The 14795-nt window shown below is 69.4% G+C and carries 13 protein-coding genes; 4 read left to right on the plus strand and 9 right to left on the minus strand.

Annotated elements, in window-relative coordinates:
* Positions 1 to 12 precede the first annotated feature (12 nt).
* The 4 genes from OG698_RS07935 to OG698_RS07950 form a co-directional block, all read right to left on the minus strand.
* The gene (locus tag OG698_RS07935; protein ID WP_406102270.1) at positions 13 to 756 is read right to left on the minus strand and encodes an ABC transporter ATP-binding protein; all 744 of its coding nucleotides are present in this window, start codon (positions 754 to 756) and stop codon (positions 13 to 15) included.
* Complete coding sequence (locus OG698_RS07940) at positions 732 to 1604, minus strand: ABC transporter permease (protein ID WP_406102272.1); 873 nt, start codon at positions 1602 to 1604, stop codon at positions 732 to 734. Before OG698_RS07940 ends, OG698_RS07935 begins: the two co-directional genes overlap by 25 nt.
* Entirely contained in the window at positions 1601 to 2677 is a 1077-nt protein-coding gene (locus tag OG698_RS07945; protein WP_406102273.1) for an ABC transporter substrate-binding protein, read from the minus strand. The genes OG698_RS07940 and OG698_RS07945 overlap by 4 nt, the downstream gene beginning before the upstream one ends.
* A 316-nt stretch (positions 2678 to 2993) precedes the next feature.
* On the minus strand, positions 2994 to 3269 hold the full coding sequence (locus tag OG698_RS07950) for a hypothetical protein (RefSeq protein WP_406102274.1): 276 nt from the start codon (positions 3267 to 3269) through the stop codon (positions 2994 to 2996).
* Positions 3270 to 3402: 133 nt separating this feature from the next.
* Here OG698_RS07950 and OG698_RS07955 point away from each other — a divergent pair, with 133 nt between their 5' ends.
* The 3 genes from OG698_RS07955 (at position 3403) to OG698_RS07965 (ending at position 6778) form a co-directional block, all read left to right on the plus strand.
* Positions 3403 to 3939, plus strand: coding sequence for a helix-turn-helix domain-containing protein (locus OG698_RS07955; protein ID WP_406102276.1), 537 nt, complete (start codon positions 3403 to 3405; stop codon positions 3937 to 3939).
* 126 nt (positions 3940 to 4065) lie between these two features.
* A complete protein-coding gene (locus tag OG698_RS07960; RefSeq protein ID WP_406102277.1) occupies positions 4066 to 5211 on the plus strand; it encodes an aminotransferase class V-fold PLP-dependent enzyme in 1146 nt (381 codons plus the stop codon).
* A 181-nt stretch (positions 5212 to 5392) separates the two neighbouring features.
* Entirely contained in the window at positions 5393 to 6778 is a 1386-nt protein-coding gene (locus OG698_RS07965; RefSeq protein ID WP_406102279.1) for an amino acid permease, read from the plus strand.
* Between the two features lie 134 nt (positions 6779 to 6912).
* Here OG698_RS07965 and OG698_RS07970 read toward each other — a convergent pair whose 3' ends face one another.
* From OG698_RS07970 to OG698_RS07990, 5 genes are all read right to left on the minus strand, one after another.
* Positions 6913 to 7518, minus strand: coding sequence for a muconolactone Delta-isomerase family protein (locus OG698_RS07970; RefSeq protein WP_406102280.1), 606 nt, complete (start codon positions 7516 to 7518; stop codon positions 6913 to 6915).
* 325 nt (positions 7519 to 7843) lie between these two features.
* A complete protein-coding gene (locus OG698_RS07975; protein ID WP_406110908.1) occupies positions 7844 to 8512 on the minus strand; it encodes a methyltransferase domain-containing protein in 669 nt (222 codons plus the stop codon).
* Positions 8513 to 8598: 86 nt separating this feature from the next.
* Entirely contained in the window at positions 8599 to 9543 is a 945-nt protein-coding gene (locus OG698_RS07980; protein WP_406102281.1) for a TauD/TfdA dioxygenase family protein, read from the minus strand.
* 647 nt (positions 9544 to 10190) lie between these two features.
* Positions 10191 to 11354 carry an acyl-CoA dehydrogenase family protein gene (locus OG698_RS07985; protein ID WP_406102283.1) on the minus strand — a complete coding sequence of 388 codons (1164 nt, stop codon included), beginning with the start codon at positions 11352 to 11354 and terminating at the stop codon, positions 10191 to 10193.
* Positions 11355 to 11460: 106 nt separating this feature from the next.
* On the minus strand, positions 11461 to 13191 hold the full coding sequence (locus OG698_RS07990; protein ID WP_406102285.1) for a succinic semialdehyde dehydrogenase: 1731 nt from the start codon (positions 13189 to 13191) through the stop codon (positions 11461 to 11463).
* Positions 13192 to 13459: 268 nt separating this feature from the next.
* On the opposite strand from OG698_RS07990, the gene OG698_RS07995 reads away from it, so the two are divergent.
* Positions 13460 to 14668 carry an oxygenase MpaB family protein gene (locus tag OG698_RS07995; RefSeq protein WP_406102286.1) on the plus strand — a complete coding sequence of 403 codons (1209 nt, stop codon included), beginning with the start codon at positions 13460 to 13462 and terminating at the stop codon, positions 14666 to 14668.
* Positions 14669 to 14795: the final 127 nt, after the last annotated feature.

A 14795-nucleotide genomic window follows, 5' to 3' on the forward strand; every position in this document is an offset into this window, starting at 1 on the left:
GGTCGGGGGCGGTCAGCCTGCTGCTTCCACGCCGAGGCGGGCGAGCAGGCGATCCCGCAGTGCCGCGTACTCCGGGCCGCCGTGGCTGCGCGGCACGGGGAGGTCGACCGGGATGTCGACCGCGATGCGGCCCTCGTCGAGGACGGCCACCCGGTCGGCCAGGGCGATGGCCTCGTCGACGTCGTGGGTGACCAGCAGCACGGCGGGTCGGTGTCGCTCGCACAGCTGCCGCAGCAGAGTGTGCATCCGGATGCGGGTGAGGGCGTCGAGCGCCCCGAACGGCTCGTCCGCGAGCAGGAGTTGGGGCTCTCGGACGAGGGAGCGGGCGAGCGACACCCGCTGCTGCTCGCCGCCGGACAGCTCGACGGGCCAGGCCCGCTCGCGGCCTTCGAGGCCGACTTCGGCGAGGGCGCTGCGGCCCCGCTGTTCGGCGTCCGGGCCGGGCAGGCCCAGAACCACGTTCTCGAGCAGCCGCTTCCACGGCAGCAGCCGCGCGTCCTGGAAGACCACTGACACGTCATCGGGGGCGGCCAGTTCACCGCTTCCCGCCACGTCGTGGTCGAGGCCGGCCAGCGCCCTCAGCAGGGTGCTCTTGCCGGAGCCACTGCGTCCCAGCAGGGCCACGAACTCGCCTGGGGCGATGCCCAGTTCGAGGTCGTCGAGCACGCGGCGCCCGCCGAGCGTGCGTACCAGATCCTTGATGCGGACCGTCGTGCGGTCCTCGGTCGCGGTCAGCCCGCCAGCGTCCGGCGCCATGACAGGGTCCTCCTCTCCACGAGCCGTACGAGGGCGTCGGAGACGAGGCCGAGGAGTCCGTACACGACGAGGCCGACGATGATCACGTCCGTCTGTCCGTAGGTCCGCGCGAGCTCCATCATGTAGCCGATGCCGCTGGTGGCGTTGACCTGCTCGACGACGACCAGTGCCAGCCAGGCGGCGGTCACCGCGAACCGCAGTCCCAGCAGGAACCCGGGCAGCGCACCCGGCAGGACGACATGCCGGACGAACTGGATCCTGCTCAGCCGCACCGTCTCGGCGAGTTCGGAATAGCGGTTGTCGATGGAGCGCAGCCCGTTGTGGGTGTGGATGTAAACCGGGACGAAGACGCCGAGCGCGATCGTGATGACCTTCATCGTCTCGCCGATGCCGAACCAGAGGACGAGCAGAGGGATCAGCGCCAGCGAGGGGATCGCCCGCTTGATCTGCACCGGCCCGTCGACGATCCCTTCGCCGAGGCGGCTCAGTCCGGAGACGAGCGCGAGCAGCAGACCCGCGGCCGTGCCGAAGACCAGGCCGAGCAGGGCGCGCCCGGCGGAGGTCGCGAAGTTGGACTGCAGCCTGCCTTCGGCGATGAGGTCGCCCGCGGTGCCGGCGATGGTCCAGGGTGCGGGCAGACTGCGGGCGTCGATGAGTCCGGCGCCGGAGCCGGCCGCCCACACCGCGAGGAGCAGCAGCGGGCCGAGCGCCCAGCCGTAGGGGATGCGGCGGCCCGGCCCCAACCTCTTGCGTGCCCGTGGGCGAAGGCGAGGAGAGGAGACCGCGACGTCGTCCGTCGTCGGCCCGGTCGCGGTCGCCGCCCTCTGGTCGAAAGCCGTGGTGCTCATGGTGTCTTCCTTTCACCGGCAACGGCGTCGGCGGCTACGCGCTCGTATCGGCGGTCGAAGAGGATCCCCGCGTCGAAGGCCTTGTGCTTCTGCTCCTTCGCCAGCAGGTTCACGGTCTGCTGCTGGCGCTCGATGGCGCCGGTCCAGTCCGCGGGGAAGTCCGGGTGGCCGGACCTTTCGACGAGGTATTCACCGTCCCCACGGCTCAGTCCCTGGTCCTTGACGTAATAGCCTTCGATCCATTGATTCGGATGTTCGTCGACCCAGATCTGTGCTCGCGCCCAGAACTTGATGAGCTCTCTGACGGCGGCGGACTTCTGCCCATTGCTCACGGATTCGGTGAGCGCCCACAAGTGCCCGGGGTCGTCGCGGAGACCGTGCTTGATGGTCGTGCCGCCGTCCCTGCCGTATTTCGTCAGATAGCGCTTGATGTTGACGTCGGCGATAGGCGCGGCGTCCACCTGCCGGTTTCCCAGAGCGGTGGGATAGACGTCACCGGTGCTGGCCAGTTCGACGAGGTCGACGTCCTGCTGGGTGAGACCGGCCTTCTTCAGGATCCGCAGCACGAGAGCCCCCTGCGCCTGCCCCGGGCTGTAGGCGATCTTCTTCCCGCGGAGGTCGGCGAGGGTCTTGATGTGAGCGCCCGGAGCGATCCCGAGCTCGTAGATCGGGTACGCGGTCGGATCCTTGCGGAACTTCGCCGCCACGAGCTTGGTGTCCAGGCCCGTCCAGTGGGCGTTGATCGACGGAATCTCCGCCGCCGAGCAGATGTCGAGCGCGTCGGCCCGGAACGCTTCGGAGCACTGCGGGCCGCCGCTGATATTGGCCCACTTCACCTTGAAGGGCAGCTTGTGGATCTGACCCGACAGTTCCAGGGCGACTTTGAGATCGGGCGCGCCGACGGTCAGAGAGGTGTCGGCGGAGACCTTGGCCGGGATCTTCTTGGCCGCGACATTCTCGCTGGTCGCCGTGGATTGCGTGTTGTTCACACACGCGGTCAGCAGAAGGGATACGGCGACTGCGCTCATCGCGCCGACGCGCAGGGATGCGGGCATGGCGGTACGTGGGGACATTCGTGCCTTCACGGGACGAGGGGCACGCCTCAGCGCAGGGCGAAAGGAGGAGGCGTGAAAAGGGAATTCAGCGGGTGCGGTGCGCCGGGGCACCGAGCGGTCCGGCTCAGCGCAGAGAGGAAGTCAGCTACACACCGCGGTGCAGTGCGGCGGGGCACCGAACGGTCCGGCTCAGCGCAGTGAGGAGGTCAGCTACACACCGCGGTGGCGACGCGCATCAGATCGATGGCCCGTCGCTTCCGGAACCGCCTGCAGATCCACATGCCACCGAAACTATCCACCGGCGAAGCTCCCTTCAAGAGAGGAGGATCGACTGTCACCGCGCCGCAATGCCCCCTTCATGGCCATGCCATGTGCGCGCCGGCGGGTTCCCCGTCCTTGTCGCCGTCCGACAGGAATCGGGCCGGACGTCGTCGACCGTCTGCGGGTGCCGGATGCGGCCGCTGCTCTCCACGCAGTACGGGCTGTCGTTTCCGCCCGAGTACACCGAGGCCTCCGGGTCGGCGCCGACGACCGTCACCCGGCCGCCGCTCGCTTCTTCGAGGTACTCGCCGGTTCCGGTGCTGGTGCCGCCGATTCCGATACCGGACACACTCCGGCCCGTCACCGCCGGGTACGGCCTCCGCCCCAACTCCCAGGTCGGGGTCGGTGCTGCGCTTCCGGGGGGGACGTGAGGGCGAGGCACCGTTCCGCCCGCGTGAACGCGGCTGAGTTACCCTCACCGCGTGATCGGCAACCGGATACGCGAGCTGCGCCAGTCCCGCAAGATGACCGTTCGGGACCTGGCCTCGCGCGCCGGAGTGTCGACCGGTCTGGTGAGTCAGGTCGAACGCGGCCTGACCGATCCCAGCCTGGAGACGCTGCGCAGGCTCTCGACCGCCCTCGGGCTCCCCCTTTTCGACCTGTTCCGCCAGGACGAGCCGGACGCCGTCGCTCTGGTGCGGTGCGACCGCCGGATGGTGGTGCGTTCGCCGCAGGGCGGGATCGAGTACACACGTGTCTCGGCCGGCTCCGCACGCCTCGAGGTACTTGAGGGCGCGCTGGAACCGGGAGGCGCGTCCTCGGAGGAGCCCTACAGCCACCCCTCGGAGGAGTGCGTGGTGGTGCTGAGCGGCAGTCTGGTCGTCGAGGCGGGCGACGGCCGCCACGAGCTGAGGCCCGGGGACAGCTGCACCTTCGACTCCCGAGTCCCGCACCGCTACGTCAACGAGGGCAGCGAGCCCGCACGGTTCCTGGTGAGCGTGACACCGCCGAGCCGGTGACCCTCGCAAGTTGACGGCCGGCCCCGAAGCGACGACCGGCCTCCGACCCATTGACGGGCACATGACTCGCCTGCTTCGATCACCCGCACTGAACAATTTCACTGTGATTGAAATGCGAGCCGCCACGTGTCCATCGCGCCCCTCGACGCAACCGAACGTTTCCGTGCCCGGTTCCCCTCCCTCAAGGACACCGTCCACCTGGCCAGTTGCAGCCAAGGCGCGGCATCCGAGCACGTACTGACGGCGCTGCAGGAGTTCCAGTGGTCCATGCGCAGCCAGGGCGCGCCCTGGGGCGAGTGGATGTCCCAGGTGGACGCCGCTCGCGCCGCCTTCGCCGCTCGTATCGGCGCGCAGCCGGACGAGATCGCGGTCGTCGGCTGCGCCTCCGAGGGCGCTTACCAGGTGGCGTCCACGCTGGACTGGTCGCGCCGCCCCGGCCTGGTCACCACGGACATGGAGTTCCCGTCCGTCGCCCACGTCTGGCTGGCGCAGGAGCGACGCGGCGCTCGGGTGCGCCATGTTCCGGAGCGGGAAGGGGCCGTCCCCGCCGAGGACTACGCCGCCGCGATCGACGACTCGACCAATCTGGTCTCCGTGCCGCTGGTCTCCTACCGCAACGGCGCCCGCCTGCCGGTGACCGAGACGGTTCGAGCGGCACACGCGGTCGGCGCACGGGTGTTCGTCGACGCGTACCAGGGATTGGGCGTACTCCCGGTGGACGTACGGGAGTTGGACTGCGACTACCTGGTGTGCGGTGCGCTGAAGTATCTGCTCGGCGTCCCCGGCATCGCGTTCCTCTACGTACGCGGCGGCCTGCGCGATGACATGGATCCTCAACTCACCGGCTGGTTCGGCCGAGTTGACCCCTTCGCCTTCGACCCGCGCTCCCTCGACTTCCCGGACACCGCGCGCCGCTTCGAGACCGGCACCCCGTCGATCCCCTCCGCGTACGCCGCCGCGGCCGGGCTTCGCACCCTGGCCGACGTCGACCCGAAGGACATCGAGGCGCACGTCGGCGCGCTCACCACGTACGCCCACACGCGCCTGACCGAGATCGGCGAGACACCGGCCTCGCCCGCCGACCCGGAACTGCGCGGCCCGCAGGTGGCGATCGCCGACCCCGCCCCGGACGCGCTCGCGGCCGCGCTCGCCGAGCGCCGCATCGTCACCAGCCCGCGCGGCACCCTGCTCCGCGTCTCCTTCCACTACTACAACAACACGTCCGACGTCGACGCGCTGATCGACGCGCTCGGTGAGATACGGGCCCACTAGCACGTCCAGAAGCACGTCCAGGAACACCGCACCCCACGGAGCGAGTGACATGCCCGACGACGCCGGAAGCAGCCCAACGGCCGCCCCCTCCCCCACCACCGGCCCGCATCAGAGCCACGGCGAGAACGGCCAAGACCGGCAAGGCGGTCAAGGCAGGCAAGGCCAAGGCCTGAAACGGTCCTTGACGGGACGTCAGCTCAGCATGATGGGTCTGGGCGGCGCCATCGGTACGGGCCTGTTCCTAGGCTCGGGTCTCGCCATCTCCGCTGCGGGGCCCGGCGCCGTCATCGCGTACGTGCTCTGCGCGTTGATCGCCCTGGTGATCGGCTGGGCGCTGGCCGAGATGACCGCCGTACACCCGGCAACCGGCTCGTTCGGCACCATCGGCCGCCACTATCTGGGCCCGCTGGCCGGCTTCGTGATCCGCTGGACCTACTGGACGATCCAGGTGATCGCGATCGGCGGCGAGGTCATCGCCGGCGGCATCTACGTCCGGTTCTGGTGGCCCGAACTGCCGCTGTGGGCACCGGTGGTGGCCTTCTCGCTGCTGCTCCTGGCCGCGAACGCGCTGACCGTCGGGGTGTTCGGCCGCCTGGAGTACTGGTTCTCCACCATCAAGATCACGGCGATCGGTGTCTTCGTCCTGCTCGGCTGCGCCTACGTCTTCCTCGGCCTGCCCGGCCACGAGGCGGTCGGCACCTCGAACCTCTCGGGGCCCGGCGGTCTCCTTCCGCACGGCCTGAGCGGTCTGGGCACCGCCTTCGTCTTCGTGATCTTCAGCTACATCGGCACCGAGATCATCGCGGTGACCGCCGCCGAGTCCGAGAACCCGGTGCGAGACATCCCGCGTGCCGCCCGGCGGATGGTCGTGCGCCTCGCGCTCTTCTACGTTCTGGCCATGGCGGTGGTGGTCACCGTGGTGCCGTGGTCGCGCACGGCGGCGGGCGGAGACGTCACGGCGAGCCCCTTCGTCCAGCTCTTCGACGTCGCCGGGATCCCGGCCGCCGCGGGCATCATGAACTTCGTGGTACTGACCGCGGCGCTCTCCAGCGCCAACGCCAACACCTACCTGGCCACCCGCATGATCCACTCCCTGGCGGTGGACCGGCACGCGCCACGGATGTTCGCACGGGTGGGCCGCGGCGGAGTCCCTCACCGAGCGCTCGCCGTCTCCGGACTCGGCCTGGGTGCCGCCGCGATCCTCTCGGTCCACTCCGAGGACACGGCGTACGTCCTGCTCTTCGGCATCTCGGTGTTCGGGGCGCTGGTCGTGTGGATCCTCATCCTCGCCACGCACCTGATGTTCCGCCGCCACCGCGTCCGCCACGACCTCCCCTCCTCGCCGGCCCGGCTGCGCGGCGCTCCGTTCACCACCGTCGCGGCGGCCCTCGCGCTGGCCGCGATCCTGGTCTCCACGGCGTTCATCGAGGGCCTGGAGGACTCCTGGAAGGCCGGCCTGCCGTTCTTCGCACTGCTCATCGTCGCGTACCGCTTCGGCGCTCGGCGCCACGAGACGGCGGAGCCGTTGCCGGACAGCACGCTGCCGCCGGAGGGTCGGACCCCCTGAAAAGGGGGCTGTGGACAGTGTCAATGGGTATACGCCCGCGACAGGTCTTCGATGCCCAGGTGGAGATGGCCGAGAAGGTCATCGCCGAAGCCCGGGGGCGCTGCCTTCCTCACACCGTCCGGACGAGGCAGCCGTCAACTCCTGACCGCCCCCGGGTCACTGGGATGCTCACTCAGCGGCGTCGTCTCCATGGAAAGCCACGGTGCCTGGGGAAGTGAGTCCAGCACTGTCTGCATCTCGGCGGCGTCCCGGGCGCGCCACAGGCCGAGCGCGCGGCGCTCGCCAGGCGTCTTCCACAGCCGCACCAGGTGTCCCTGTCCGGCCAGCTCCTTCGCACGGACCGCTTCCGCTGCGGTGGCGTCCTTCAGTGCCTCGGAGGTGGCGTCCTCGGTCGCGGCCGGGGCGAAGGTCACCAGGAACTCCTTGACGGCGCCCGATGCAGCGGTGGAGGCCGGCCCTGGGTCGTTCGGGTGCGGCGTCAGGGGTGTGACCTCGTCGCTCCGCCACACACGCAACGGCATCGAGGACAGGGCATCCTCCAGGTGCGCGGCGTCCTGCGCGGCGAACAGTCCGAGCGTGCGCCACTCCCCGGGCTGCAGAGGCGGGCGCCAAAGCCTCAGCAGCTGTCCCTGTTCGGCAAGCCTGCGGGAGTGCGCGGCCTCGCGGCTACGGACCTCGTCGACTTCCGCCTGCGACGTTCCCTCCGGGACATGGGTGGTCATGGTGACGAGATATTCCATGGCCGATGCTCCTCTCAGCCGGGGCTGCGGTGCGGGTCGGACGAGGCCTGGTGGGCACAGTGCTTGGACCGGCAGTGCTTGGACCGGTCACCGGCGTCCCGGGCATCGCGGAGACACGGAACCGCCACCTGGATCCACCGTCTCGCGCGTGGCGGTCGATCGCATCCGTTGGAAGCCCCGGGGCCTCCTGGACGCCCCGGAACCCTTGGGCTCACGGGAACGCACCGAAGGAGCCCCTGGGGAGTATCCGAACGGGAAAACAGCGGTGGGCGCCCGGTGACCGGGCCCGGCACGAGCCCTGTACCACCGCCGGCGCGTCTGATCCTCAGGCGGGGCGCTTGGCCATGATGACCAGGCCAGGCCCGCTCTGCTCATCTGCGGGGAGCCGAAGGTCGGCGACCGGGCGCAGGCCGGCTTGCTCGATCAGGTCCACGAGCTGTTCCGGCCGCCATTTGTGCGTGGTCCAACGAACGGGGACCCCTCCGTAGGCCTCGGTGCGCACCGCGTCTTCGTCGCCGACGTGTGTTGCGGTGATGAAGTGGCCGCCTGGCTTCAGGGCGCGCGCGAACAGGGCGAGGACCTGAGGAAGGACATCGCGAGGGAGGTTGAACAGTGACCACCACCCGAGTACGCCGCCGAGGGACGCTTCTTCAAGGTCGAGGTCGGTGGCAGAGGCGACGCTGAAGCGGCATTGCGGATGAAGACGGCGGGCGTTTTCGATCATGCGGGGTGAGAGATCGACTCCGGACACGTCGAGTCCGCGTTCGGCGAGGTAGGCGGTCACCGTTCCTGGTCCGCAGCCGACATCGAGGACGGGCCCGAGCTCGCTCACCGTGTCGGCGAAAGCGTCGATTGACGCCTTGAGCCATGGATGGCTACGGATGTCACCGACTCCCGTCGTCACCACCATGTGGGCGTAGTTGTCAGCCACCCGGTCATAGGACTCACGGACCACGTCGAGATCGGCTGGGCGGTCAGTATGGTGTGCGCGCATCAGCCAACAATAGGGCGGCCCGCGGCGCCGGAGACCGGTCAACGGTCATCCGGCACACGCGCCCGGTCACGCTGCCGCGCGCCTGCTCAGCCGAACGGACGGTCGCCGGCGATCGCCACGCGTTCCGCGACCCGGGGGTACGGCGCGTAGTCGTTGACGGCGTAGTGCTGGGTCGCGCGGTTGTCCCAGAAGGCGATGTCGCCAGCCTGCCAGCGGAACCGCACCTGGAACTCCGGGACGTGGGCCTGCTGGAAGAGCAGCCGGAGCAGGCGGTCGCTCTCCGGGCGCTCGAGGCCGACGATCCGGGTGGTGAAGGAGGTGTTGACGAACAGCATCCGCCGTCCGGTCTCCGGGTGGCGACGCACCACGGGGTGCAGGACGGGCGGGAACTGCTCCTGGAACGGGGCCAGTTGCTCCGGCGAGTAGAAACGCGCGAAGCCCGGCAGGAAGTCGTGGACGGCACTCGCGCCGTCGATCCGCTCGCGCACCTCGACCGGCAGGTTGTCGTACGCGGCCGCCATGTCCGCCCACATCGTGTCGCCGCCCACCGGCGGCACCTCCCGCAGTTGCAACACGGCACCCAGGGCCGGGCGTTCACGGAAGGTGACGTCCGTGTGCCAGACGTTCTCGTAGGTGGGAACGGCACCGGCCGACTTGTCGAAGCGGACCACGTCGTCGGCGTCACCCGGGGCGAGTAGCGGATTGGTCTCCAACTCACCCCAGTTACGGGCGAATTGGCGCTGCGCGTCGGAGGTCAGGTGCTGGCCGCGGAAGAAGAGCACCTTCCATGCGAGGAGCGCGCGGTTCAGCTCTTCCCGCACCGCGGAGGAGACGGGCCGCGAGAGGTCGAGGCCGCGGATCTCAGCACCGATCACGCGGCCCTGCGGAACGAGTTCGAACCGCTCGTACGGACGCTCCCGCTCACCGTCCGGCAGGCGGTTCAGGATGCGACTGCCCTCGTACAAGCCGTCGGCGGGGATGCGGTGGTCGCGCAGTGCTGATGCGGGGGCAACGTCATGAGTGAGCGACATGGCGAACTCCTTCGAAGCTCAAAAAGGGGCCGGCTGCGGACGGCGCGAGGCGACGTCTCCGGGAACCGGTACGGGAAAGCTCAGGCCCGAATGCGGAGGCCTACGGCGGATTCAGCGACAGGAAGACGCCGGGGGCGAACCCACCCGGCCGCGGCGGCGCAGAAAGCCGTACCCGCGGGGCGCGCACTCACCGCGGGGGCCGCCGTGCTGCGGCTCATCCTCACGGAAGTTCGAGTGCGTCTGCATGTCGGCCACCCTAACGCAGAGACCTGCGGGCCGACACCACGCCTCCATACTGCGGAGATCCGCTCAACGGAAGCGGAGGGGTGCGACGTGCTGGTGGCTGCCGCTCGGGACGGCCCTGACCCCCAAGGCGCGCGAACGAGCGACCGCGCCGGCCGGCGCGTTCCGCACCGACGGGGCGACGGTGGCCGCAGAACTGCTGCTCGATGCCGTCGGCCCGTTGCTTGCCCATCGCGTGGACATACTTCCGCGGCACCCGCTACGAGGACGTACGCGAGTACGTGCACTACGCGGTGGGAAGCCCGGCACGACGCAGCCGTATCGCTGCACGAGGCCGATCCGCACCCGAGCCCCCTACTCAGAGCCGGACTTGAAGATCGATCGCTGAGTCAGTGGGCCGGGTGCTACAGACCCAGGTCGCGGGCGACGATCTCCTTCATGATCTCCGTGGTGCCGCCGTAGATGGTGGTGATACGCGAGTCGAGGTAGTCGTGTGCGATGCGGTATTCGAGCATGTAGCCGTAAGCGCCGTGCAGTTGGAGGCAGCGCCCGACGATGTCGACGTAATGCTCCGTGGCCCAGAACTTCGCCGACGCGGCGTCCACGGCGCTCAGTTCGCCGCGGGAGTGCCTGGAGAGCAGTTCGTCGATGTACGTGCGGCCCACGCGGGCGGTGGTGACCATGTCGGCCAGCTGGAAACGGGTGTTCTGGAAGGAACCGACGGTCCGGCCGAACGCCTTGCGCTCCCGGACGTACTCCACGGTCCGCTCCAGCACGCCCTCGATGGAAGCCACGGCGTTGGCCGCGATCGAGATCCGCTCCTGGGGAAGGTTGCGCATCAGCGCTTTGAAGCCGGAACCCTCCTCCCCGAGCAGGTTGGCGGCCGGCACGCGGACGTCCTGGAAGAACAACTCGCTGGTGTCCTGCGCGTGCAGGCCGATCTTCTCCAGGTTGCGACCACGCGAGAAGCCGGGCCGATCGGCCTCGATGACCAGCAGGCTGATCCCGCTGTGGCGGTCCGCTCCGGTCCGTACGGCGGTGACGACCAGGTCGGCGTTCTGGCCGTTGGAGATGAAGACCTTGCTGCCGTTGACCACGTAGTCGTCGCCGTCGCGGACAGCGGTGGTGGCGATGCCGGCCAGGTCGCTCCCGGTTCCGGGCTCGGTCATCGCGACCGCGACGACGAGCGTCCCGGCAGCAATGCCCGGCAGCCAGCGGGCTTTCTGCTCGTCATCGGTCAGGCCGGTGAAGTAGGGCACGACGATGTCGTTGGACAGCCCTACTCCGGCGAGGCCGTCCGACGCGGGATGGCGGGAGAACTCCTCGCCGATCAGCGCGTTGAAGCGGAAGTCGGTGACCCCACCGCCGCCGTACTCCTCCGGGATGTTGAAGCCGAGGATTCCGGCTCGGGCGGCCTCCTGGAAGAGTTCGCGGTCGACCTTGCCCTCGGCCCGCCACCGCTCGGCGTGCGGCGTGGCGTGCTTGTCGACGAACGCCCGAACCGTCTCGCGCAGGAGTTCGTGGTCATCTTCGTAGAGCGACCGTTCAGCGAAGATCGCACTTGTCATCGGGACTCCGATCTGGACCGATCTCGTACATACGGCAAGAGATGAGCAAGAGGGACGCAGAGGGGCAATGCCCGGCATGGTTCGCGCACGGCCGACGTGTCGCCGCTCAGCGCACACGCAGCCGACGCAGGAGGGCCAGCTGTCCGTTGGTGCGGCGGACGAAACTCTCCACGGGGCTCTTCACGGAGGTCTCCGCAGAGCTCTCCACGGCCTTGGCCGGTCCGAGCGGCAGGAGCCGCTGCGTGGCGATCGTCCGGCTCTCGGTGTACTTGCGGATTCCCTCGGCCCCGTGGCGCCTGCCGAGTCCGCTGTCGCCCATGCCGCCCATCCCGGCCTCGACGCTGCCGGCCGCCGCGGCTGCACCGTCGTTGATGTTGACCGACCCTGCGCGGATCCGCACCGCCATCCGGCCGGCTTCGCGGGAGTCCTTCGACCAGATCGACGCCGACAGTCCGTAGGTCCCCTGGTTGGCCAGGCCCACCGCTTCGCTGTCCGCGCCGTAGGCGTAGAGCGAAAGCACCGGACCGAACGTCTCCTCGTCGCACACGGCCATCCGGGGCGTGACGCCTTCGAGGACGGTCGGTTCGTAGAAGAGCGGGCCGATGTCGGGACGGGCCCGGCCACCCGCGAGTACGGTCGCCCCCTCGGCCACCGCGCCGTCGACATGTGCCTCGACGGCCGCGAGCTGCGCCGCCGACGTCAGTGACCCGATGTCCACCGAGTAGTCGTAGGACCGCCCCAGCCGAAGCGCCCGCGTCGCCCGGACGAGCTCCGTGCGGAAGGCGTCGTAGACCTTCTGGTGCACATAGACGCGTTCGATGTGGATGCACATCTGCCCGGTGTTGGCGAAGGCCGCCACGACCGTGCCGGCCGCCGCGGCGGCCACGTCTGCGTCCTCACGCACGATCAGCGGGTTCTTGCCACCGAGCTCGAGAGAGGCCCCGACCAGTCGCCGCGCGGCACGCTCCGCGACGGTGCGTCCTGTGGCGGTCGACCCGGTGAAGCAGACGAAGTCGACGGCGTCGACCAGGGCGGTCCCCACCACAGCCCCGGGACCGGCCACGATCTGCCACAGCCCGGTCGGCAGCCCGGCCTCCGCCATCAGGGCACGAGTCCACAACATGGTCAGCGCGGTCTGGGAATCCGCCTTGGAGGTCACGGCGTTGCCGGCCATCAGGGCCGGCAGCACATCGCCGACACCGAGGTAAAGGGGATAGTTCCACGGTGAGATGACGCCGACGACACCCTTCGGCACCCGCACCTCCTTGACCTTCGTCAGGCCGGGCACCATCCCGCGCACGTGGTGGGGGGCCAGGTAGCGCCGGGCACGCCGCGCGTAGTGTCTGGCGATCGCCGCGACCTGGGCCACCTCCTGCCAGGCGTGATACCGCGCCTTGCCCGTCTCCCACTGGATCAGATCGATCACCTGGTCCTGCCGTTCCAACAGCAGGTCGTGAAAGGCGAGTACCACATCGCCGCGGCGCCTCAGCGGCGTCCCCGCCCACTCCGGCTGGTGCGCCCGGGCACCGGCCACCGCCACCGCGACGTCCTCCGGGGCACACTCGGGAACGGCCGCGATCGGCGCCAGGTCGAACGGTGCGACCGCGGTCACGGGCTCGACGCTGTCGGGCCCGCGGCGCGACGCGTCCCGGTGCACCCACGCGCACCACTGCGCAATCAACTCGTCCGTCACCCACGCGGGCCGAGAGCTCTCCGGCACAGGGCTGGGAGGCACGGGACTGTCGGGCGCTGGACTGTCGGGCGCTGGACTGTCAGGCGCTGGACTGTCAGGCGCTGGGCTGTCAGGCGCGGGGATCTGGTCCTGCTCCGTAGTCATGCAGGCTCCTCGGTCGTACGGGACTGGGTTCGAGCCGGAACACCGTGGCTCAACGTCCAGGCTCGCCCGGTACGGATCCGGCGGGCCGGGGGCCCGTGCCGGCGGCGGTTCGTCGGTCGCGTCGATGCCCTTGTCGACGGCGGGGCACCTCGCTATGTTAATCAGAAATCACATCCTGGAACAAGCTTTGAACCGTGCCGGCAACGCCAACTCACCGCTGTTAAAGGCGAGATGCGCCGCACTCCCTACCAGGAAAGCGAGCAAGTCAATGCCAAATCTCAGCCGCAGAAGAGTCCTGTCCCTCGGTGCCGCGCTGGGCCTCGTGGGTGCGACGAGCACCACCGACGCGTGGGCGTGGTCGCCGACGGGCTCGGTCGCCGGAACCGGCACGGGCACCGACCCGGAATACGTGTGGGACGACGAGGTGGACCAGGTGGTGGCCTCACTCTTCGACAACGGCCAGGTTCCGGCGGTCAACACCGCGATGGCATCGTGGGTGAACAACAACGACCCGCTGCCCAGCGGCCTGCCGGCCGACCTCACCGCATACCTGCAGAGGGTCAACAAGCTGCCCTCCTGGGCGGATTCCGGCAAGCTGGCTCGCGCCGCCGACTTCAACCGGCGCAAGGACACCTACCTCTTCATGCTCTACGGGCTCGGCAGCGGGATCATGAGCACCGTGATCCCGCGGGAGGCCAGGAGCGTCTACTGGTCCGCAGGCGGCGCGAACATGAAGGACCGCGCGGCCAAGACGTTCACGTTCGGCTACGACCTGGCCCAGCTGAAGGGCTTCGAGCCGACGGGCCAGTTCGTGGTGACCGCCAACAAGACGCGTGTGGTGCACGCCGCGGTGCGTCACCTGCTGCCGCAGTCGCCCCATTGGCGGGCGGTCACGGACGAGGACATTCCGATCAGCAACGCCGACATCCTGGTCACCTTCCACAGCCTGGGCACCTTCGTGCGCAGGAAGCTGCTCGACTGGAAGGTCCCGTTCTCGGCCGAGGACCAGGACGCCTTCCTGCACAGCTGGCAGGTCGCCCTGCACCTGCTCGGCGTGCGGGACGAGTACATCCCCAAGTCGTGGGCCGACGCGGAAGCACAGTCGGGGCAGGTGCTCACACCGATCCTCGCCCCGACGACCGAGGGCATCGAACTGGCCGAGGACCTGCTCGGGTTGACCGCGCAGGTCGACCTGGGCGTCACGCGCGGATTCCTCAACGAGTTCGTACGCTACGTCCTCAGCAACGAGATCGGCGACTGGCTGGGACTGAAGCGCGACTACGCCTCGGCGGCACTGATCCGCACCGCGTGGCCGGCCTTCATCCTGTTCCGCGAGGGGCTGTCGCCTGTCGCGCCCGGCGCCTTCTACGTGTTCGACCAGTTCGTGCGCGCCTTGGCCATGGCGTTCCTGAACAACGGCTCTTCGGGGACGACCACCCCCATCGTGATCCCGACGGGGAACAGGCCGACCTCCTGAGCACCCGGACCGACCACGCGCAGGCCCGTCCCACGGCACACCTGCCGCAGGGCGGGCATCTGCTCGCTCTCCGCTCAGAAACCCAGGGCTGCTCCGCTCAGAAACCCAGGGCTCCGCTCAGAAACCC

This window comes from Streptomyces sp. NBC_01003 (genome assembly GCF_045162695.1).
GTDB lineage: Bacteria > Actinomycetota > Actinomycetes > Streptomycetales > Streptomycetaceae > Streptomyces.